The sequence below is a fragment of the Leptolinea tardivitalis genome (assembly GCF_001050275.1).
Lineage (GTDB): Bacteria > Chloroflexota > Anaerolineae > Anaerolineales > Anaerolineaceae > Leptolinea > Leptolinea tardivitalis.
On sequence record NZ_BBYA01000010.1, the window covers coordinates 608,175 to 627,491 of the forward strand.

Here is a 19,317-nt window from a genome sequence, read left to right on the forward strand (position 1 = left end):
TCATCTGCGTATTGATGCAAGAGACTTGCCAGATAACTCTTTTTCAAGGAAATTTTCTTCAAATGAGTAAAGGAAACCCCAGGTACCGTTGAAGATACCCGGGGTCTGTCAATAACCATAAACAGCAAAGATTGATTTATAACGGAGGATTCAACCAGGCACTGAGTTCGTCGACATAAAGAACCAGATGACTGGTTTCACGGGCGCCGATCAACAATCCGTAGCCGCCGCTATCATAACTTCCATCGGTGGATTCGGCAATCTGGGATCCATTAATATAGAAGGTAAAGTGATTCCCTTTGGCTAGAACACCAATCCGATTGATGGCATTTGCGCCGGGTTTGATATTGGAATTGGACGTCCAGGCAATGATATTGGTGACTGCCGTCTCATTATCACCCGGTTTGGCATTCCATTTTTGGAAGGCGAATTTCCCATCACAGGTGATATTGAACCAGTATCCCCTATCGGCCGTAGAACGATCGGGAGACCGGAACATGAGGCCCCATTTATCCATACCGTGGCAGGTATTACCAAACATGCCCGTGGCTTCAATATAGACATTATCCGCTTCGTTGCTTGCTAAACGCCAGCCATTATCTTTTTGCAGACCGGTTAACACCATGTAGCCGTTCTGAAAATCTACCGTTGTATAAGCATCCGGTCCAAGAGGCCAGTTCTTGCCATTATCCATGGTATCTGTCCAGGTTGGAACAGGCAACCTGTTGCGCGGATCATCTGCTGTGAAGGTGGCCGTCAATTGAATGGATGGAAGTGGAGTACCACCGGGGGTAAGTGTTGGAGGCACGGTGGCTGTTGGTGTAGCACTCGGCATGGCAATCGGCGGGGTGGAGGTGGCACTGGTGATCACGGTGGGCAGTTGTGTGGCGGCCGCGCTTAATAGAGTAGCCAGAGCTGTAACATCCGTCGTGGGGGTGGATAAATCGCCGGTCTTCCCCTGGGTTGTTGGAGTTACAGAACCTTCATCCGGATTTTCGGAAGTGGGTGTTACAAGTGCACCAATTTCCTCTTCTTCCAGAGGCGGCGTGGTGGGGGTGGCAAGATTAAGATCTTCCGTTGGAGTTTCGGTTGCCGGTTCCCCAGTGTTTGTAGGCATGGCTGTCAACAAGAGGGCAACCCTGGTTGCCATCTCCGATGTGGTCATGGTCGGCTTAACGGCTGGAATAACACTGCATCCGGCCATCATGACACTGACAAGAGTAATGAAGATAAGTACTTTTCGCATAAGTTGCCTCCCGGGCGGGGCAAATAGATTCGTCCAGAGGCGTTGTTGCAAGATTAATGCCGATTGCGCGTGACTAGGCTTTGTACCCGATCATCCTCAAGAAGTCTTTGCGCCAGGCAATATCTTTTTCTGCTTCCACACCTGAAGGTTTCGCTCCATCTGCCACACCGATGATCCCACGACTGTCACCGGTATCAGCCACCAGAACTTTGACATTGTTGGCTGTGGCACAGAAGATATGGCAAACCTCCGGTATATTCTTCACGGCATTCAGAACATTGATGGGGAAGAATCCTTCCCCAAGGAAAATGATGAAGCTGTGCCCGGCTCCAATAGCCAGGGCATTCTTTTTGGCCAGCTCAATCATTTCAGGGTTCGTACCAGAGAACCGAACAAGGCAGGCTCCGGAGGCTTCATTAAACGCCAGGCCAAATTGGATGCCTGGGACTGCACTTACCAGGGTTTCATGAATATCTTCCACTGTCTTGATGAAATGCGACTGCCCGAGAATAAAGTTGATATTCTCTGGTTTTTCTACGGGAATGGCTAACAGTTCCATAATAATCCTCCTGCCTGTTATTTCAATGATTTTTCTCTTTATCATGACGCCGGCGGGGTGAGATCGGCCCGCATCACAAACCGGTCTACCGCACCAAAGCGATACTTGTATTCTTCATCACCGCGCATGAAATCAAATTCCGTTCGTCCGTGTTCAATGGACCATTGAATCAGGTGACCGAGTAAAACCCAGCCAGGGGAAAGCGCCTGAAAATCACGGTTGAGACCTGAATTGTAGACCCAGATCTTGTTTCTGTAATCAAAACTCAGATAGGATGCCGCTTTGTGTCCATCCACTTCCAGGAAAGCCAGTTGAAGGTTTTTGTGGTTAAAAGCGTTATGAACCACCCGGCGGAGAAAACCTTGCATGGGGGGTTTAAGAAAAGAGTCTTTGTCACCGTCATTTTTCATCAATTCAAGGAAACCATCAATTTCAGCATCCAAAGATGATTCATCTTCTGCAAAATACCACTTGACCGAAACATCCGCTTCTTCCGCCCGGCGCATTTTCCGGCGGATTTCATGGCGCTGCTTTTTATCAATCCCGGCGAGGTAAGTTTCCCAGTCTCCCGCCAGGGTAATACAGGGACTGTGCTGCAATCGTTCAACCGAAAGGGTCCATCCGGCTTTCCCGGCCGCGGAATGTAAAACCGGCAGAGTCGGCGATGAATCCAGCAAGTTAAACAGTTGAACTATTTTTAAACCTGGGATATGCATTGCGATAAGGTTGTTCAACAGGGCTGCTATGAAGGCTTCCTGAAATTCTGGCCTGACCAGCAGGTCAAGGAAATCAGATACCTCCACAGAACCCACATTCAAAACTGCCGTTGAGCCATCTGGCTGGCGTATGGTGAACAATGGGGCAATGCCGACCGGAACCCCATTCTGATGCGCTTCCAGGATCATTAATTCTGCGTCAGTCCATTCACCCCCGCCGCGGGTTTCCCACCAGAGTTTTTGATAATCAAATTCCAAAAAAGGAGCCTGAACGAGATTTGTCTCAAGAAGCTGATCCCAGTCCACTTTCAGGCGGTCAGAGAATTCGGTGTGCAGGGTAAAGTTCATACCCCGATTTTATCGTTCACCCTGCCGATCTGCAAGAAGCACGTAGAAGGGATAAAGATAGAGGCCAACCTGAGAAGGTTGACCTCTACTTTACTGTTTCTTTCTTTTACATCATCCGCCCAGGGTTGGGATTACGATCGGGGTCTTTGGCGTCTTCGTTGGAGTTATTGAAGGCGTTCGTGTCGTTGTAGGAGCTGGAGGCGCCTCGGTCGTAGCGGTTGCCGGCTTCACCGTAGGCGGCGCCACCGGCGTAGTGGGTGTTGGAGGAGGTGGCGGCTGTGTGGTATGCGTGGGCGAAGGAGGTACAGGTGAATTAGTTGGTGTCCTGGTGACCGTCGGTGTACGGGTGACCGTCGGGGTAAGCGTGATTGTCGGCGTGCGGGTGACCGTCGGGGTAAGCGTTCTCGTCGGGGTAAGCGTTCTCGTCGGTGTTTGGGTTATTGTAGATGTTATGGTAACCGTAGATGTTCTGGTGAGCGTGATTGTGGTTACCGGGCTTGTCGGCAGGTACAAAACCGCCTTAGGTATAACCTCCTTAACCTGACTTGCACTCTTCCAGGACAATCTGTTAACCGCATTACCACCGCCTTCAAAATATTGAAGTTCCAGATCATATTTCTTGCAACGTTCAAGCGTTATTTTTCCAGACTTTTCTTTAGCATCCTGGTAAACCCAGTTGTCAATCACTTTCTTTCCATTGACATATAAAACTGTTCCGTCATCCGATTTTGTATAGAAAGTATATTCTTCGTTATACAACGGCATAATCTGGGCTGTGTAGCGGCCGGCAAATGCATCAATATTCACATTAGCCGGACCACCCGAACCCCAATTTTCATCCACATAACTCAGATTTAATACGGTGATGGGACTGTTGCCGGTAAACGGATCAAGGTAATTGGTGTAGTTGAAATATTCCGCCCTGATTCCATTTCCGTTGCTCTCGCAGGGAACCAGTGTTGCCGTTGAGGTTTTGGTATGAGTAGGCGTATTTGTTGGTGTTGGTGTCAACGTCTCCGTGGGAGTAAGCGTTAATGTATTTGTGGGAGTCTTTGAGGATGTAGACGTAGGTGTATCCGGGATCAGGTTGCCTTCAGACAGACCGGTGACACGCGAAATCCGGAATTTTTCCACATAACCATCGCGGGTGGTATTCAGGCGCAATGTTGGCCACCATTCGCTGATGAGCGGCATGATCATATTATGCCGATATGTGATGGTGATGCGCACCCGGTCGCCAGGCCCACCGGCATCATCCATAAAAGCTTTAACCGGACTGGTATACATGGAACAGACTGACGGATAATACAGGTAGTTCGCCTGACCAGTATGACCGGTTAAATAGTAAGGATTTACATCAGACATCTGTGTATAAAAATGTTGTTTATCCTTCGCTTCATTTAAGGGTGCCGCCTGCCGGGTGGTATCTTCCACAAACCGTGATGAACAGATGGATACATAGAAGAAACCAGGCTTACTCGGATCGCCCATATTTGACGTATCAAGTGTGGCCCCATTTGCAGGGGCATTCTTCAGGTATAACAGATAATTGCCAGAAACAGAATCGTCATAGGCAATTCCACTGGCCCCCGACTTTGCAGCATCTCGGATGGATGGAAGCCGGGCCCAATCCTGCAATGCCTGGGTTCGGTCGCGTGCCAATTTCTTTTCTGCTTCGGAGGCCGTGGCCAACGCATCTACCTTGCAGTCATGGTTGCCATCTTCTGCGGTCAGACCAAGTGCTTCATCTGCCTCATCACAGTAGTCTGGATTGTATTCACCGGTGACTGCATAACGCACAGCCATACGGGCTCCATTTTCCAGGGCAAGCCAGGCCTGTAATAAACGGCCGAATTCTACTACGCCGAATGTGGCCAGCAAGAGAACCGGTAGAGCCATGGCAAATTCCACCATACTCTGCGCTGGAGCCTTTTTAAATCGGCGTACAATTCTATATCCGAGGCTACGATCTTTCGCTTTCATAATTGCCTCACTTGGTCAACCGGGTGTAAATACGAGAAGAAATATCAATGAAAATGGACTGAAGATCCGTCCCATCATCCGTGTAATAATACTGGCCGCAGGATTGCTTGGTGGGATAAGGCAAACCAGTTGCCGGATTGCTGCTGCATTCATCCGTTAGACGATTGCCATCATCACCGACTGAAGCCATATAACGCAACAAATATTCACCGATCGGGCGGTTGGTGACTCCGGCAGGAGAATCACCAGCATCGCCGAGGCCGATAGAATAAATAGCCATATCAGAGCCTTTAATATCTTCATTATCGTTGGCTGATTTCAACAAGGCAGCTTCATCGATCATATCCAATGCATAATCATAGACAGAATAATTCACCATATTCCAACCGGAAGGAGCATCTGTGCTCCCTCTGGAATCAGGCGGACACTGGTTTTTAAATCCATTTAAGATATTGGGCCGCTTGTCTTTATGGCAGGTACGCGTTGAGCCAAAACCGTAGTAATCGCGCTCACCGGTATCCACATAATCGCCGTCGCCATTTTTATCGATCTGGATATGTGTCCAGGTTTTTTTACTATCGATACAGTCGTTGCTCCACATAAAACTTCCCAAACCACCCTGGCAGTAACCGTTAGGAAACTCGGTTGTCGGGGTGCTCAGGTTGACCAGACCATCAGAGAGGAAAACCATTACCCAGACGGAGTTTGGACGCCCGTTCTTTTTCAGAACATCTGCGCCGGTCTTGATACCACAGCCTGTGCAGGTGGAGTTCGGGGTCAGGTATTTCCAGGCACAGGAATCATAGTCGCCATCCGGATTACAGCCTCTGGCATTTAGATAGTTACGTGCATATGTCTGGTCAGCAGCATCGTAAACATTGTTTGGATTCCAGTCATAAGAATCCAGATAATCTGCATTGGGTTTATTTGAGTCGCATGGAGTGGTTCCATCCATACGGTATTCATCCGGCGTACAGGATCCGAGAGTCGAATCCACATCCTTCCCATCGCCGTCGCGGTCTTCTGGATAGACGGGATTGAACTTCAACCCCAGAGTTGGGAGACCGTCAATAGTAACCAGACTTGGGGAAAACCAATCGTTTCTTATCAGATTTGACGGCGGATCATCATGCACCTTAAGTGCATCAATTGCATCTTTGGCTTCCGAAAGCTTAATATGCATCGGAACCGTACTGGGATCAGGAGCTGTTACATCAAAACCAACCACAGCCACATGATCATAGCCATCATACAACGTATCGATAAGGGCTTTGGCTGCTGTTTTGGCAGATTTTAATGGGTAACAGGTATCTGCCGCATTACATGACGATGGATCGTATGGAACAGTGTAGGCTGGGACGGTATTTGCGCTGTGAGCCATGGATTCAGATGTATCAATCACAATTACCAGATCAATAGGCGCCGCTTCTGATATGGCGTGAGCACGCAGCGGGACCGATTGGAAACCCAGCAGGAATAAGAAATACAGGGGGGCTGGAACACGGGCATCAATCCACACCAGTTTGCGGTCATTTTCTTTGGGAAAACCATCCGGCGCCAGGCTGGTATCCGGGCATTGTACGTAAAATTCCGACGGCATGGTAGATTCTGGATCTCGCAATCCATCACCATCTTTATCGCATACATACATCCGAAAATCATCAGGGTTGGCTGACAATTGAATGTTGTTCAATTCCATGACTTCTTTGGCTGCAGCCAACATCCGGTTATATGGGGGAGGGTTCGTGGGGTGAGCGGCGGTTTTCACACCTTCTGCCTTGTACTCATTCGATGCCGCCACAGCAGCAGCATCAATGGCACGGCGAAGCTGACCGTAGGTAACATACAAAGAACCGGCGTCGATTGCCAGGCCGGCAAAAAAGATCATGGCCAACAGGGTCACCGCAAAAATAACGATGACCTGACCCCGACCCGAGGAATTTTCAGGGTTCCGGTGTTGGGGTGGGCACAGCCATTGGGAGAGGCATAATCGTATACGCATGAACCCTCGCAGGATCAGAAACAAACAGGTTGGCAAATGGTATTGCCAGTACCTGATGGTAACAATAATAAAATTCCACACCCACAAACCCCTTATTCATGGGAGACGTTGAAATTAATTCAGATTCTACTTTTGCCGCCGTATAGTAAGGTTGGGGAGTAGGTGAAAGGAGATTCCCTTTACAATCTTTCTTCCAGTTGTCATTATGACTCAAGTCACTATCGTGATCGGAAAGCGCCCAGTAACCGGCCGGCGGATTCACTTTATCTACGACCGTATGCCCCTTGACTGTAAACACTTCAATGAGTACATCGTCAACCGTATGATCTACATAAATTAACGGATTTAAACCTCCGCAGAATTTCGGATCTGCCGAACAGGCGGCTGACCCTTCAGGCGGGGCAAAAACACAGGCGGAAGTGTAATAAAAACTATAAGGAAGAGTCCGGTTGCATTGATAGGCACCGTTTGTATATGTATACGCCTGCTGGACCTGAGGATCACGCAGAGAAGCGGCACGGGCTGCTTCACGCGTAAGGTCCATTACATCCAGATAGCGGGCAATGAAAAAAGCAATCTCTACAAGACCCAGCAGAATCAATAAAAGAACAGGCAAAACTATCGCCAATTCTACGAACGATTGGGCTTTCTGCCTATCCTGAATGATCACACGCCATTTTTGAATTAACATAACCGCATGGTTACCCTGGAACGACAACCGAAAAAGATGGAATTTGTCCAATCCTACGATAAAGCGGATTATAGGAATTGTCAATAAAAAAACCGTGAACCCAACAAAAGTGCAAAGCCTCCCTGTTGTCCTTTAATTTTATATCAATTTATTCTAGTTGTATCCACCTATTTTGGTAGTTTTGCCCATTAAAACCTTCCAAAAATGGCAGGTTGAATTTTCTCTGGATGGATGTATAGTGCTATATAGAACATATATTCCATTCGCGGAGAAAATATGCCCAGATCAAAAACACAGCGCAACCCGGCTCTTAAGAACGAATCTATCGAGGATAACGCCGCCCAGGCATTGCATTCGTCCATCACATTGATGCAAGACCTGCTGGTACGAGTGGTCGCCCTGGCAGATGAAGGCAAGAACCTGAAGGAATTGTTGCAAATTCTCGAAACTGTCGGCAAGACATCCAACCGCCTGAGCCTGCTGTTGAAAAATCAGAAGCAGCTGGGTGGAGGGGAGAATCTGGCAGATTTCCTCAACCAGGCACTGGCTGAAGTCGTTCAAGAGATGGGAGACGGCACAGAAAAGAGAAAAAATGCCGCTGTGTAATCCGCCGGCCAAATGGCACATTGACAGGCCGCTCACCGGAACCATGATGGATGTCACATCTTTCTACGGATCCCTGCGCCATCCCCGCTGAGCCGCTGCCAGCACCGGCCGATAAAAGGGGCGGGTTTCACACCCGCCCCTTTCGAAAAAGAAAGCAGGAAACCATGAATCCTCCTGAAATTTCCACCGAAGAACAGGCTGCCCTGTTCGCTGAACAAATGCGCCATGCACTTGACCTGCTCCGCGCGGAGGTAGATTCTCTGCGTGTTCAAAACAACCATGACCGCGACATGGCCAATCTACGCTTAACCGGTCTGGAAACCGCTGTGCACGACCATGAAATGCGCATTCGGGCAGACACAGACGGGGTAACCCAATTCAAGATGTGGGCAGGGCTGGCATCTGGTGGATCAGGGTTGATGGCCCTGGCGGCACTGATCCGCAGTTTTCTGGGAGGCGGATAATGATCCGGCCGCACACGCTCCATACATTGAAAGCCCTGCTGCGCAACCCGGTAGCTTTTACAGAATACACCGGCGGGATTCGTCTGCGCGAATATCAATGCAGCCCCATGCTGGCCATACTGAAATCGGTGCTCGCTCACCGGGGTCTCAGCTTTGTGATCATGTTTCCGCGTCAATCCGGCAAGAATGAACTACAGGCACAACTGGAATGTTACCTCTTGACCCTTCTTTCACAAACACCGGCAGAATTGGTCAAGATATCGCCCACCTGGAAACCCCAATCGCAGAATGCCATGCGCCGGCTTGAACGGGTCCTGCAGCAGAATCGCATCGTCCAACGGCAATGGCGCAAGGAAAACGGCTACATCTACCGGGTGGGTTCAGCCCGCATGATGTTCTTTTCTGGTGCTCCGGAAGCCAATATTGTGGGAGCCACCGCCAGTACCTTGCTGGAAGTGGATGAAGCCCAGGATGTTTCCATTATCAAATATGACAAAGATATTGCCCCCATGGCCGCTTCGACCAATGCCACTCGTGTTTTCTGGGGCACCGCCTGGACGAGCAAAACACTGCTGGCACGAGAGCTGCGAGCTGCCCGCCAGTCTGAACAGGCAGATGGCATTCGCCGGGCATTTGTACTCACAGCTCGTGAAGTGGCAGCCGAAGTGGAAGCCTACGGTCGTTTCGTAGCTGAACAGACCGCCCGCCTTGGACGCGACCATCCGTTGGTAAAAACCCAGTTTTTTTCTGAAGAGATCGATGCCGAAGGCGGCATGTTCCCTCCCTCCCGCCGCCAGGTGATGCGCGGCGGGAGGCATGCGGCCAGCGGAATGCCGCAGCCGGGCTGCATCTATGCCATGCTGCTCGATGTGGCCGGCGAAGACGAATCAGCATCAGCTGACAGCAGCGGGCAGGTCAACCGGCGGCGGGATTCCACCGCTCTGACGATCGTACAGGTGGATCTTTCGACCCTGCAGGATGATCTTCTGCGGGCGCCCACGTATCGCTGTGTCCATCGCCGTCTGTGGACCGGCATCAAACACACCGCCCTGTACGGCCAACTGCATGCGCTAATTGAAACCTGGCAGCCGCAGGTGGTGGTGATGGACGCCACCGGTATCGGGGCAGGACTGGCGTCTTTTCTTCAAAAACGCTTTCCCAACAAGGTCTTGCCTTTCCTTTTCAACCACGTCAGCAAATCAAAGCTGGGATGGGATTTCCTCAGCGTGTGCGATTCCGGCCGCTGGCAGGAGCCGAACACCGGCGGGATTGACGATCAGTCTGCCCTGCAGGCCCTGTTCTGGCGGCAGGTGGAAGGCGCGCAGTACAGGGTGGATGACAGTCCCGGCCGCCTGATGAAATGGAGCGTGCCCGATGGCACTCGTGACCCATTAACCGGTGAACCGCTGCATGATGACCTGTTGATCAGTGCCGCCCTGTGTGCCGTACTGGATGGTTATGCCTGGTTTGATCCGCAGCCGGCGCTGCTTGTGCCAGGGCAGGATCCGCTATTTGATCTGGATTCAGGAGAATATTGATGACAGAACCCCGAACTACCCTTGCCTCCCGGCTGGCCGCCCGTCTTTTCGATCGTGAGATCAACCATCGGGTGGATCTGGCTCTGGCAGCCCTGGATGATACCCGCGACCGACTGCTCAGACCGATATTTGCCGCACTACCTTTAAGTAATACACGTGACCGGCCTGACGGCGAACGGCTTGACCTTCTCCGCCAGTCGCTCGAAGCCTGGCGCACCAATCCTCTTGCCCGGCGGATCGTTGAATTGACTTCACAGTACGTAGTTGGCGGCGGAATTGGCCTTGATTGCCGGCATCAGACCACCCGGCTATTCCTGCAGGAATTCTGGGAACATCCCCTCAACCGCATGGACAGCCGCATCATCGAATGGTGTGATGAATTGACCCGTTCCGGTGAGCTCTTCATTCTGATCACCACCGACCCGGCAGGTATGAGTTATGTGCGCGCCATTCCAGCCACAGATATGGCAGAAATCTCCTGTGAAGAAAATGACCTTGAGCAGGAAACCAGGTATGTACTGCAGGACGGCCGTTCTTACAGAGGCCGATCTGCCTTGACAGACACAAATGGATTACCCCCTTTCATTCTACACTACGCCATCAACCGGCCGGTGGGGGCTCTACATGGAGAAAGCGACCTGGCTCCCCTGTTGAAGTGGCTGGCGCGTTATTCAGGTTGGCTGGAAGACCGCGCCCGGTTAAATCGGTTTCGCACAACTTTCCTCTATGCCGTCACATTGAAAGGTTCTACCAGTGTCGAGCGCCGCAAGCGGCAGGCCGAACTCAATCTTAATCCGCCGTCACCCGGCAGTCTGCTGGTGAAGGATGAGGCGGAGACCTGGGAGACGTTATCACCGCGGTTGGAATCTTCCGACGCCAATGAAGACGGACTGGCTCTAAAGAAAATGATCGCGGCTGGAGCGGGTATTCCACTGCACTTTCTGGCTGAGCCGGAAAGCTCCACCCGCACAACGGCGGAAAGCGCCGGCGGACCGACTTTCCGTCATTATGAGCAGCGACAGGAATTTGTCCTCTGGATGCTGCGTGACGTGCTTCAGGCTGTGTGCCTGAGAGCCGTACGCTGCGGTCGTTCACTTGACCCGAAAGCCGCCATCGAAATTCGCGGGACGGATATTTCGGCACGTGATAACAGCGAGTTGGCCGGAGCCGCCTCCCAGATTGTTTCCGCTTTCAGCGAACTGCATTCGCGCGGGCTGATCGACGATGCCGAGCTGCTGCGGCTTGCCTATCGGTTTGCCGGTGAGGTGGTTGATATCCCTGCTTTATTACAGCAGGCTGTGGATAACCATCCAAAATCTGTGGAAAACCCTGTTGATAAACAATCAGAATTCGGTTCATAACCGGGGAATTCTTGTTGAGAACCTGTGTAAAACGTTCATGAAAAGGAGGAAGATGCCTTCACCAAAGGAAGATCAAACAACCCGCGTAACACTGGAAATTATCAATCCAATGGCGGAATCGGCTGAACCAGAGGGATTTCTTATTCTGGCCATTTCAGCAGGTGTGGGAAATGGATGGAATTTTCCCCCGGATGTACTCCGCCGGTCAATCCCCCTGTGGGAAGGTGTGGAGTGCTTCATTGACCATGCCAGCCGGGATGATCCATCTGGCAGCCGGTCCATCCGCGACCTGGGAGGTGTATTTTCGTCCCCCGCCTGGGAAGATTCCCGACAGGGCATCCGTCTGACATTAACTCCCATCGGACCGGCGGCTGGTGTGGTCCGTTCGGTTGGGCGGGAGATGGTGGAGCATCCCGGAGTCACAGTACCCAGGGTCGGCTTTTCCGCTGATCTGGTGCTGCGTGGAAACCGCGATGCCAATCTTGAAGGCATCAGGGAGGTGCAGGAAATCATCAAAATTCTGTCTGTTGATCTGGTCCACAACCCTGCGCGCGGAGGAGCATTTCTTCAAGTCTTGAGCGGCGGGGGATTACCTATATCCTGTATGGAGGAAGGAGTCAATTTGAACAAAGAAGAACCAGCAGTAGAAAACCAACCGGCGGACATTGTGCCAACCCTGACTGATCTCTGCGGCAACCTTCTGGAGGCCCGCCTTTCAGCCAGTTCCCTGCCCATGCTGGCCTGTGAACAGATCCGCATGCGTTTTGCAGACCGTGTTTACAATCCAGCAGAGCTGAACGAAGCCGTGGAATCCGCCCGGCAGCTGGTGGCCGGATTATCCGGTGGAAGCGTGGTGCAGGGACCGGGGCGCATCACCGCCATGTATGACACACGTGACCAGCTTCAGGCTGCCACCGATGATCTGTTCGGCGCCGACCGTGATCCAAGCCTGACCGGGCTGAATCCTGCACGCCTGAGCGGTATTCGTGAACTGTACCTCACCCTCACCGGAGATGTGGATATGCACGGCGGGTATTACCCTGAACGCACCCGTCTGGCCACCACCGCTGATTTTTCAGGGCTGGTCAAGAATTCTATGAACAAGGTGATTGCCAACCGCTGGCGGGAGCTGGGTGAAGCCGGTTACGACTGGTGGCAGCGCATCTCCTGTGTGGAGCACTTTGACAGCCTGCAGCAGATCACCGGAACCCTGGTCGGTACGGTGGGCGACCTGCCTGAGGTGGCGGAACGCGGTGAGTACCAGGAACTGGTGGTGGGTGATTCACCGGAAACCGCCGATTGGAAGAAGTACGGCGGTTACATTCCGCTGACGCTTGAACTCATTGACCGGGATGAAACCCGCAAGTTGAAAGCCTATCCGCGCGAACTGGCCGCCGCGGGTCTGCGCAAGATATCCAGCCTGGTTTCAGCTGTATTCACGGCCAACAGCGGAATCGGTCCAAACCTGGCTGACGGCGGGGCATTGTTCAACGCCACGGCTGTTACCACGGCGGGCGGACATAAGAACCTGCTGACCGGTGCATTGACTGCCGCCGAATGGGATGCCGTCTGCACGGCGGTCTACAACCAGCCGATGCTGATTAAAAACGCGTCCGGCTCCTACGGAGCTGGTCCGCGCATGGCCGTCAACCCCCGGTATTTGCTGGTGCCCCGGGCTTTGCAGCTGGCCGCCATGAAGATTCTCTATCCATCATTGGAAAATACCGCCAATATTTACAGCGAGAATATGCAGCGCGGCCAACCGGGTGATGTGATCACCGTGCCGGAATGGACAGATGCCACCAACTGGGCGGCCGCCTGCGACCCGCGTATTGCACCGGCAATTTTCATCGGCGAGCGGTTCGGGATCATGCCTGAAATTTTCCTGGCGGGTGATGAGCTCAGTCCGGCCGTCTTCACGCATGACGAACACCGCCTTAAAGTGCGCCATTTCCTGGCTGTGTGGGTGAACGACTTCCGCCCGCTGCACAAGTCAAATGTAGCCGGGTAATTGAAATTCTCCCTCTGCCAAACTCCAAGGGTCTTTGAGACCCTTGGAGTTCAAGAAAACTTGAATCATCCATAAAAGAAACAACAAGGAGAAACAGATGCAGAAAATGATCGACTTATTGTCTTCCCGGAAATTCTGGGCAGCCCTGGTGGGGCTGGCAGTGATCATCCTCAAGGCCTACCGGCCGGATTTTCCCGTCAGTGAAGAGGAGATCACCAACCTGGTGGCGGTTCTGGCGGCCTATATTCTGGGGACGGCCATTTCAAATGCCGCTGATGGGTTGAAGTCCATCAGCCGGTAGGTATTCGTTTCGACAGGCTCAACGACCGAGCGTTTCGACAGGCTCACCCACCGGGCTGGTTCCGGTGCCCGAGCCTGTCGAGGGCCAATGCGCCGGGGTTCGACGAGCTCACCCACCGGAGCTCTTTCGGAATGACATGGTTCCGATCGGACACATCGGTTGAAGCAGGCGGAGACAGGGTTCTATCACGTCAAGAAGCATATACCGCCTGCTTCAACCCTGCAAAGGTTATTTTTGGAAAGGAGAAGATCATAATGGATGATCAAAACCGCAAACTGGCCGGGCTGATCTTGAATTGCCGGCCGTATGAACTCAGGGGAGCTTCCCTGCGGGCTGACGGCAGCCTGGCTGTAGTGGCTCCCAACGGCATGAAATTTATCTTCTCTCCCGTGGAATTAGAGAATGCCCGTGATTCATTTGGATTGAAGGCAGAATCTGGTGATTCGGAGAAAGATAGACTGCTTCGACAGGCTCAGCAACCGATGGTTCAGAAACGGACGGAGCGCAGCCTATGATCACCGGTATGGATGTCTCTGCCTGGCAGGGAACGGTCAACTGGGCCAAGGCGGCCAGAAACGGTGTACGTTTTGCCTATATCAAAGTCAGCCAGCGCCTGTATGCCGACAAACTCTTTCCGCAGAACTGGCCGGCAGCCCGGTCAGCCGGTTTACTTCGCGGTGGATACCACTATCTGGTGTGGGACCGCGACCCTCTGGAACAGGCGGATACCTTCTGCTCCCTGTTGAAAGACGATCCCGGCGAACTGCCTCCGGCCGCTGATTTTGAAGAACGCAGCGGTGTTCCGGCAGATGCCGCAGACCGGCTGAAACGTTTTCTTCAGGCTGTGGAATATAGACTGGGTGTCAAACCGGCCGTCTATACCAGCCCGGATTTCTGGAAAAACTACGGCTCGGCCGACCCAACCTGGGCGGATTACCCGCTGTGGATCGCCAATTACCGGATCAACCAGCCGATCATCCCCTCGCCGTGGTCGGAGTATTACTTCTGGCAGCATACCAACAGCGGTGACGGCGGTTACTATGGCTGTGCTTCACGCGGGGTGGATATGAACCTGTGCAGCGAGGAAACCTTTGCCCGCCTGACTGCCGCCCGGGTGGAAAACCAGCGTGCTGCCACCCTGCAAGAAAAAGTTGAGCGCCTCTGGAGGGCGCATCCCGCCTTATGGCCCTGACATTATCGGAATTACACACCCGTATCACCCTGATGCTGATGGATACCGGCGAAGAGATCTGGCCCACGGATGTGCTGGATGAAGCCACCCGGCAGGCGCTGTCTGCTTATTCACAATCTTTTCCCTGTCTGCACGAAACCGTGCTGGACATGCCTGCCACAGGAGATATCAACCTGAGCAGCCTGCCGGGGCTCGTCGATGTGGTCGCTGTCCGCTGGCCATACAGCGAAGGGAAAGCAGAAGCCCTGCAGCCAATCAATCATGTGACCGGTTGGCGCTGCTGGCGCGACCTTGATAAACCAGTGCTCGAACTGCGCACCCTGCCCGGCAGTCTGCCAACCGATGGAAGCAGGTTGATGGTGCGTTACACCACCGGTCACAGCATTAACGGATTGGACGGTGCTGTCATCAGCACCGTCACACCATTGCATACTGCCTTGCTGGTACGGGGTGCTGCCGGATACGCCGCCCTGTTCCGTGCGATCGATAAGGTGGAAAACCGCAGCTACGGCAGCCGGCGCATCGACCCCGCCCTGCTGCAAACCTGGGGGAATGCCGTTCTCGAACGCTTTCAACAGGAGTTGGAGGGTTTACGCCGGCAAAAGTTACCTGTCTCCGGCAGGACAGTTTGGAGGATGGACCAATGGGATTGCTGCTGACGCTGCCAATGACCAATGAACTGTGGCTGCAGATCAATGGGTTGGATGAAAACGCCATCCCGCATCGCTGGGTATTGGGCAGTCATGGATACGGCTGCCATTGCCCTGACTGTCTGTCTCTGGAAGGAGAGGTGCGTACACTGGACGAATGGCAAAATTCGGTGATGCCCGGATCGAGCCGTCTACAATGCGGCGGCAGGTGCCGCTGCCATCTGGAGCCCACTCTCAATCTGCCAACCAGATTTGTCATTCAATTACCCCTGGAGGTCAATGCTGCCCTGTTCCGGAAAATGATGTACAAAGACGGTCTGCGCCGGTGGCGGGTGGATTACACCGAAGACCGCCTGGTTCCACGGCCGGGTGCCCGCCTTCCTGCGCGCTGCCCGGCTGCCAGCCTGCCGCGGTCTGCTGCCTCTGACCGGCACCTGTGGTGGGAGGCACCTAAAAAAGACACCCGGCCGTTCCATAAGCCGGTTCACGGAGTGGACTGATGAGCACCGCCATTCCCGGAATTAATTGTCATATTGCCCTCAGCCATCCCCAGATCAACAACGGCCTGCCCTGCGGCTTCCTGCTGGATGACAGCAAAGAAGACGGCCCGGCTGTGTCCATCCAACGGGAAGCCGTTCAACAGGATGATGGTTCGTACATTGACAACCAGAAGTACTTTTTTACTGTCATTCTGGGCGACCGTTTACCCAACCCCGACAACACCATCCATACAGAATCGGCGGTGGAGATGTACGCAGCCCTGATGCGTTATCTGAACTGCCACTCGGGGCTGGCTCTGTTGACATCATCTGGCACGTTCAGCGGGTTGTTCGCTTCAGGGCATTACGCCACTGAAGTGCATTACCCCGATCTCACCCTGGTAACGGTGCAGATGAGCAACACCGGCAGCGCGTTTGATCCGGTGGATGTCACCCGCTTCATCCAATCTTTCTGGGTGGATCAAACCGTCTACACCGGCGAGATGACCTGGTCCACCACCTACTGGAGGTGATTTATGAGTGCACCTGTTTACCCATCATCCGGCGAGGTTTCGCCCGGGCAGCCAACCGCCAGTTCACAGTACAACAACCTGCGTAAAGATGCCCTCACCCTGGGGGCGGCTCCCGAAGACGCTCGGACGATCGGACAGTTTTTTGCCCGCTTCATCAGCGGGGTGCGTCTGGAATACCTGGCCACAAACCGGCTGCGCATCCCCTTTGTTACCACCAATCCGCCAACCCTGATGATCAACGGATACATGTGCCAGGCATCGGCCAATGTGGACCTGCCGGCAGGCTGTTTTTCCGGGCTGGCGGCAACATGGTATATCTTTGCCCGGCGCAATCCCGGTTCGTCCAGCTTCACACTGGAAATCAACACCAGTCCGGTGGAAGGCACCGACCAGCGTCTGATCGGTCAATGCTACTGGGACGGCAGCAATGTCAGTGCGGCATCCGTCAACACCTACTCCGCCCAGGGACTGGGTCTGCCGGACTATGATTCCGGCTGGTTTGCTGTGGCTGACAGCAACACCTATACCAAGGCGCATAATCTCGGTCAGACACCGCGGTTGGTGGTGCTTCTCCATGCTACCAGCTCAAATCCGGGCGTGAACGATGAGCTGGTTCTGGTCAACACTGTAAGCATCAGTTTTGGCGTATCGTGCCTGGGTTGGAACAGTACCAATATTTACGCCCAGAGTGGAACATACAGCGGATACGGCACATGCCTGAACATGCGCCGGGGATCCAGCTCTGGCTACTGGCGTTTACAGGCCTGGCGGTGAAGGAGGCAGAATGACAGTGGTGATACGCAACGCACAGGGAGACATTAAAACGTTCATGGAACAAGATGCCGGTACGGTGCTGGAAACCGGCGAGACGATAGAGGAGATAGCCACACCCTTTACGCAGTACGCCCATCGGCTGCGTCTACTGGTGGACGGCCGAGGCGGAGAACTGGTGAAAGCCCGGGCAGGCATCGGCACGGTGATCGTGCAGGTGGAATGCCCCGGGCAGGAATCTGTGCAGATTAATATCAATGGTATGGTGGAATCCGTCCCATTGACAGACGGTCTGGGCGCCGTGACATTAAGCTGCGAGACAGCCGGAACATTCGTCCTGGCGCCGGTCGACCGGAAAACCTATTGCGCCGCCGGTGAAGCCGTCTGCGTGGTGGAGGTGGAAGAATGAAGCCGGTAAAAATAGCCGCGATGTCTGCCATCGAGAAAAGCGGCGGTGTTTTCCGATTGAAACCAGCAGGCGAAGGTGAACATCGGCAGGAGGAATCTGACATGACGGTTCTGGCAAAAGGCGGTCTGAAGGCTGACGAACTGGCCGGTATCGTCGCGCGGTTGATGGAACGGGTGTCTGCACTGGAAAAAGGCGGGTGAGGTGATCAGTCTGGATTGTCAGGTTTACCGGAAGAAATGATAAAAAGATCGGAAATTAACCTTAAAAAACCATTTGATCGCGGTTGACATACTCATAGTAAGTTCGTAACCGGACCGGGATAATGTTTTTTGGTCGAATGATGTGTATCTTAAACCCGTATCCACGCTTCGGCCGTCAAGTGTTGGGATCATTGGACGAGCTGCACGGGAAAAAGGAAGTTAAAGCCGTACACTTGGGTGGATAGGGTTCGTGTCAGGTATGGCAGGGGCGGACGGCCGTCCGCCCCTACGCCGGATCGGACGAGGCCTGGTCAGATTGGGCGGACATGGTGTGAGATTTGTTGGATGAAGAGAGTTTACCGGTCTTCATCCCATTCGTCATCGATCATATCCAGCATAACGATATCCTCTATCGTGAGATCCTCGTTATTGGCATCAGATTCATCAGGTTCATCCCGGCGCAGACCCCAACCTATTATGGCAATAATCAAAATTACTGCCAATATGAAAGTGGAACACATGGATTTATTCTCTCCCCTTAAAACACTGATTTCCCAGATGATTCTATACCTGTTTACCCTCTCCGTATGTACCAATGACCATGGATGAAACATCAGGTTGAAAATAGGATAAAAAAACGTTATGCTCTCAGAAGGAGAACGAATCATGATTATCGTAAGCGCCTGCCTGGCCGGTGTACACTGCCGGTACGACGGCAACGCCAAACCCTGCGAAGCCGTCATCCGTCTGGTGGCGGAAGGTAAAGCCATTCCGGTCTGCCCCGAGCAGCTCGGCGGGTTGACCACACCCCGTCAATCTTCAGAGATTGTAAACGGACGGGTATGGATGCGCGACGGAACTGACGTCACCGGGGCATTTACACGCGGGGCACAGGAAGCAATAAACCTGGCACGGCTCGCCGGGGCAACATCAGCCATATTGAAAGCCAGGTCACCCTCTTGCGGGGTTGGCCGCGTGTATGACGGCACCTTCACCGGCCGGCTGATACCCGGAGATGGTATCTTCGCCGCCCTTTGCCGGGAAAACGGCCTGTCTGTCAAAACGGAAGAGGATCTGTAACCTTGCCAGGCTGGCAGGTGAAAGGTAAAATCGCCCGCATGTTGGATTTCTTTTATTTTTTGAAGGCCGCCATTAATATGAGCAGGGCACAGGGGATGAACAAACGTGCCCGTTTTGAGTATTAGACGAATTCGGTCTTTATTCTGCTATTACAAAGCGGGCGAAATCACATTCGCC

The 19,317-nt window shown here is 53.0% G+C and carries 22 protein-coding genes; 15 read left to right on the plus strand and 7 right to left on the minus strand.

Annotated features, from left to right (window positions below):
• Positions 1 to 136 precede the first annotated feature (136 nt).
• The 6 genes from LTAR_RS12250 to LTAR_RS12275 form a co-directional block, all read right to left on the minus strand.
• The gene (locus tag LTAR_RS12250) at positions 137 to 1,246 is read right to left on the minus strand and encodes a hypothetical protein (protein WP_062422522.1); all 1,110 of its coding nucleotides are present in this window, start codon (positions 1,244 to 1,246) and stop codon (positions 137 to 139) included.
• Positions 1,247 to 1,319: 73 nt separating this feature from the next.
• Complete coding sequence (locus LTAR_RS12255; protein WP_062422523.1) at positions 1,320 to 1,805, minus strand: adenosine-specific kinase; 486 nt, start codon at positions 1,803 to 1,805, stop codon at positions 1,320 to 1,322.
• A gap of 41 nt (positions 1,806 to 1,846) precedes the next feature.
• On the minus strand, positions 1,847 to 2,869 hold the full coding sequence (locus LTAR_RS12260) for a GNAT family N-acetyltransferase (protein WP_062422524.1): 1,023 nt from the start codon (positions 2,867 to 2,869) through the stop codon (positions 1,847 to 1,849).
• A 111-nt stretch (positions 2,870 to 2,980) separates the two neighbouring features.
• Positions 2,981 to 4,852, minus strand: coding sequence for a PA14 domain-containing protein (locus tag LTAR_RS12265; RefSeq protein ID WP_062422525.1), 1,872 nt, complete (start codon positions 4,850 to 4,852; stop codon positions 2,981 to 2,983).
• Positions 4,853 to 4,859: 7 nt separating this feature from the next.
• A complete protein-coding gene (locus LTAR_RS12270) occupies positions 4,860 to 6,854 on the minus strand; it encodes a TadE/TadG family type IV pilus assembly protein (protein WP_081419965.1) in 1,995 nt (664 codons plus the stop codon).
• Positions 6,796 to 7,545, minus strand: a complete 750-nt coding sequence (locus tag LTAR_RS12275; protein WP_062422527.1) for a TadE/TadG family type IV pilus assembly protein — start codon at positions 7,543 to 7,545, stop codon at positions 6,796 to 6,798. Before LTAR_RS12275 ends, LTAR_RS12270 begins: the two co-directional genes overlap by 59 nt.
• A 276-nt stretch (positions 7,546 to 7,821) precedes the next feature.
• Here LTAR_RS12275 and LTAR_RS12280 point away from each other — a divergent pair, with 276 nt between their 5' ends.
• The 14 genes from LTAR_RS12280 (at position 7,822) to LTAR_RS12345 (ending at position 18,060) form a co-directional block, all read left to right on the plus strand.
• Complete coding sequence (locus LTAR_RS12280; protein ID WP_062422528.1) at positions 7,822 to 8,151, plus strand: hypothetical protein; 330 nt, start codon at positions 7,822 to 7,824, stop codon at positions 8,149 to 8,151.
• 50 nt (positions 8,152 to 8,201) lie between these two features.
• A complete protein-coding gene (locus tag LTAR_RS12285; protein ID WP_062422529.1) occupies positions 8,202 to 8,615 on the plus strand; it encodes a hypothetical protein in 414 nt (137 codons plus the stop codon).
• Entirely contained in the window at positions 8,615 to 10,153 is a 1,539-nt protein-coding gene (locus tag LTAR_RS12290) for a phage terminase large subunit family protein (RefSeq protein WP_062422530.1), read from the plus strand. Before LTAR_RS12285 ends, LTAR_RS12290 begins: the two co-directional genes overlap by 1 nt.
• On the plus strand, positions 10,153 to 11,514 hold the full coding sequence (locus tag LTAR_RS12295; RefSeq protein ID WP_062422531.1) for a hypothetical protein: 1,362 nt from the start codon (positions 10,153 to 10,155) through the stop codon (positions 11,512 to 11,514). The genes LTAR_RS12290 and LTAR_RS12295 overlap by 1 nt, the downstream gene beginning before the upstream one ends.
• A gap of 52 nt (positions 11,515 to 11,566) precedes the next feature.
• Positions 11,567 to 13,525, plus strand: a complete 1,959-nt coding sequence (locus LTAR_RS12300) for a phage major capsid protein (RefSeq protein WP_062422532.1) — start codon at positions 11,567 to 11,569, stop codon at positions 13,523 to 13,525.
• Positions 13,526 to 13,622: 97 nt separating this feature from the next.
• A complete protein-coding gene (locus LTAR_RS12305; RefSeq protein ID WP_062422533.1) occupies positions 13,623 to 13,826 on the plus strand; it encodes a hypothetical protein in 204 nt (67 codons plus the stop codon).
• A gap of 131 nt (positions 13,827 to 13,957) precedes the next feature.
• On the plus strand, positions 13,958 to 14,341 hold the full coding sequence (locus LTAR_RS12310) for a hypothetical protein (RefSeq protein ID WP_062422534.1): 384 nt from the start codon (positions 13,958 to 13,960) through the stop codon (positions 14,339 to 14,341).
• Positions 14,338 to 15,018, plus strand: coding sequence for a glycoside hydrolase family 25 protein (locus LTAR_RS12315; protein WP_062422535.1), 681 nt, complete (start codon positions 14,338 to 14,340; stop codon positions 15,016 to 15,018). The genes LTAR_RS12310 and LTAR_RS12315 overlap by 4 nt, the downstream gene beginning before the upstream one ends.
• Positions 15,009 to 15,677 (plus strand): hypothetical protein, encoded by a 669-nt coding sequence (locus LTAR_RS12320; protein WP_062422536.1) that lies wholly within the window; start codon positions 15,009 to 15,011, stop codon positions 15,675 to 15,677. Before LTAR_RS12315 ends, LTAR_RS12320 begins: the two co-directional genes overlap by 10 nt.
• Entirely contained in the window at positions 15,662 to 16,168 is a 507-nt protein-coding gene (locus LTAR_RS12325; protein ID WP_062422537.1) for a hypothetical protein, read from the plus strand. Before LTAR_RS12320 ends, LTAR_RS12325 begins: the two co-directional genes overlap by 16 nt.
• Positions 16,168 to 16,680 (plus strand): hypothetical protein, encoded by a 513-nt coding sequence (locus LTAR_RS12330; RefSeq protein WP_062422538.1) that lies wholly within the window; start codon positions 16,168 to 16,170, stop codon positions 16,678 to 16,680. The genes LTAR_RS12325 and LTAR_RS12330 overlap by 1 nt, the downstream gene beginning before the upstream one ends.
• A gap of 3 nt (positions 16,681 to 16,683) precedes the next feature.
• Positions 16,684 to 17,454 carry a hypothetical protein gene (locus LTAR_RS12335; protein WP_062422539.1) on the plus strand — a complete coding sequence of 257 codons (771 nt, stop codon included), beginning with the start codon at positions 16,684 to 16,686 and terminating at the stop codon, positions 17,452 to 17,454.
• 10 nt (positions 17,455 to 17,464) lie between these two features.
• Positions 17,465 to 17,860 (plus strand): hypothetical protein, encoded by a 396-nt coding sequence (locus LTAR_RS12340; RefSeq protein WP_062422540.1) that lies wholly within the window; start codon positions 17,465 to 17,467, stop codon positions 17,858 to 17,860.
• Entirely contained in the window at positions 17,857 to 18,060 is a 204-nt protein-coding gene (locus LTAR_RS12345) for a hypothetical protein (RefSeq protein ID WP_062422541.1), read from the plus strand. The genes LTAR_RS12340 and LTAR_RS12345 overlap by 4 nt, the downstream gene beginning before the upstream one ends.
• A 356-nt stretch (positions 18,061 to 18,416) precedes the next feature.
• Here the strand turns inward: LTAR_RS12345 and LTAR_RS17160 are convergent, their stop codons facing one another.
• Complete coding sequence (locus LTAR_RS17160; RefSeq protein WP_158423441.1) at positions 18,417 to 18,581, minus strand: hypothetical protein; 165 nt, start codon at positions 18,579 to 18,581, stop codon at positions 18,417 to 18,419.
• A 145-nt stretch (positions 18,582 to 18,726) separates the two neighbouring features.
• On the opposite strand from LTAR_RS17160, the gene LTAR_RS12350 reads away from it, so the two are divergent.
• A complete protein-coding gene (locus LTAR_RS12350; protein WP_173426732.1) occupies positions 18,727 to 19,140 on the plus strand; it encodes a 2-thiouracil desulfurase family protein in 414 nt (137 codons plus the stop codon).
• The last annotated feature ends 177 nt before the right edge of the window (positions 19,141 to 19,317 follow it).

Bases quoted from the DNA above. Each gene is read 5' to 3' on its own strand.
- LTAR_RS17160 (WP_158423441.1), bottom strand. From the start codon at position 18,581: ATGTGTTCCACTTTCATATTGGCAGTAATTTTGATTATTGCCATAATA.
- LTAR_RS12340 (WP_062422540.1), top strand. From the start codon at position 17,465: ATGACAGTGGTGATACGCAACGCACAGGGAGACATTAAAACGTTCATG.
- LTAR_RS12325 (WP_062422537.1), top strand. From the start codon at position 15,662: ATGGGATTGCTGCTGACGCTGCCAATGACCAATGAACTGTGGCTGCAG.
- LTAR_RS12255 (WP_062422523.1), bottom strand. From the start codon at position 1,805: ATGGAACTGTTAGCCATTCCCGTAGAAAAACCAGAGAATATCAACTTT.
- LTAR_RS12320 (WP_062422536.1), top strand. From the start codon at position 15,009: ATGGCCCTGACATTATCGGAATTACACACCCGTATCACCCTGATGCTG.
- LTAR_RS12290 (WP_062422530.1), top strand. From the start codon at position 8,615: ATGATCCGGCCGCACACGCTCCATACATTGAAAGCCCTGCTGCGCAAC.
- LTAR_RS12305 (WP_062422533.1), top strand. From the start codon at position 13,623: ATGCAGAAAATGATCGACTTATTGTCTTCCCGGAAATTCTGGGCAGCC.
- LTAR_RS12345 (WP_062422541.1), top strand. From the start codon at position 17,857: ATGAAGCCGGTAAAAATAGCCGCGATGTCTGCCATCGAGAAAAGCGGC.
- LTAR_RS12270 (WP_081419965.1), bottom strand. From the start codon at position 6,854: ATGCGTATACGATTATGCCTCTCCCAATGGCTGTGCCCACCCCAACAC.
- LTAR_RS12280 (WP_062422528.1), top strand. From the start codon at position 7,822: ATGCCCAGATCAAAAACACAGCGCAACCCGGCTCTTAAGAACGAATCT.
- LTAR_RS12275 (WP_062422527.1), bottom strand. From the start codon at position 7,545: ATGTTAATTCAAAAATGGCGTGTGATCATTCAGGATAGGCAGAAAGCC.
- LTAR_RS12350 (WP_173426732.1), top strand. From the start codon at position 18,727: ATGATTATCGTAAGCGCCTGCCTGGCCGGTGTACACTGCCGGTACGAC.
- LTAR_RS12300 (WP_062422532.1), top strand. From the start codon at position 11,567: ATGCCTTCACCAAAGGAAGATCAAACAACCCGCGTAACACTGGAAATT.
- LTAR_RS12330 (WP_062422538.1), top strand. From the start codon at position 16,168: ATGAGCACCGCCATTCCCGGAATTAATTGTCATATTGCCCTCAGCCAT.
- LTAR_RS12260 (WP_062422524.1), bottom strand. From the start codon at position 2,869: ATGAACTTTACCCTGCACACCGAATTCTCTGACCGCCTGAAAGTGGAC.
- LTAR_RS12295 (WP_062422531.1), top strand. From the start codon at position 10,153: ATGACAGAACCCCGAACTACCCTTGCCTCCCGGCTGGCCGCCCGTCTT.
- LTAR_RS12265 (WP_062422525.1), bottom strand. From the start codon at position 4,852: ATGAAAGCGAAAGATCGTAGCCTCGGATATAGAATTGTACGCCGATTT.
- LTAR_RS12310 (WP_062422534.1), top strand. From the start codon at position 13,958: ATGACATGGTTCCGATCGGACACATCGGTTGAAGCAGGCGGAGACAGG.
- LTAR_RS12250 (WP_062422522.1), bottom strand. From the start codon at position 1,246: ATGCGAAAAGTACTTATCTTCATTACTCTTGTCAGTGTCATGATGGCC.
- LTAR_RS12335 (WP_062422539.1), top strand. From the start codon at position 16,684: ATGAGTGCACCTGTTTACCCATCATCCGGCGAGGTTTCGCCCGGGCAG.
- LTAR_RS12315 (WP_062422535.1), top strand. From the start codon at position 14,338: ATGATCACCGGTATGGATGTCTCTGCCTGGCAGGGAACGGTCAACTGG.
- LTAR_RS12285 (WP_062422529.1), top strand. From the start codon at position 8,202: ATGTCACATCTTTCTACGGATCCCTGCGCCATCCCCGCTGAGCCGCTG.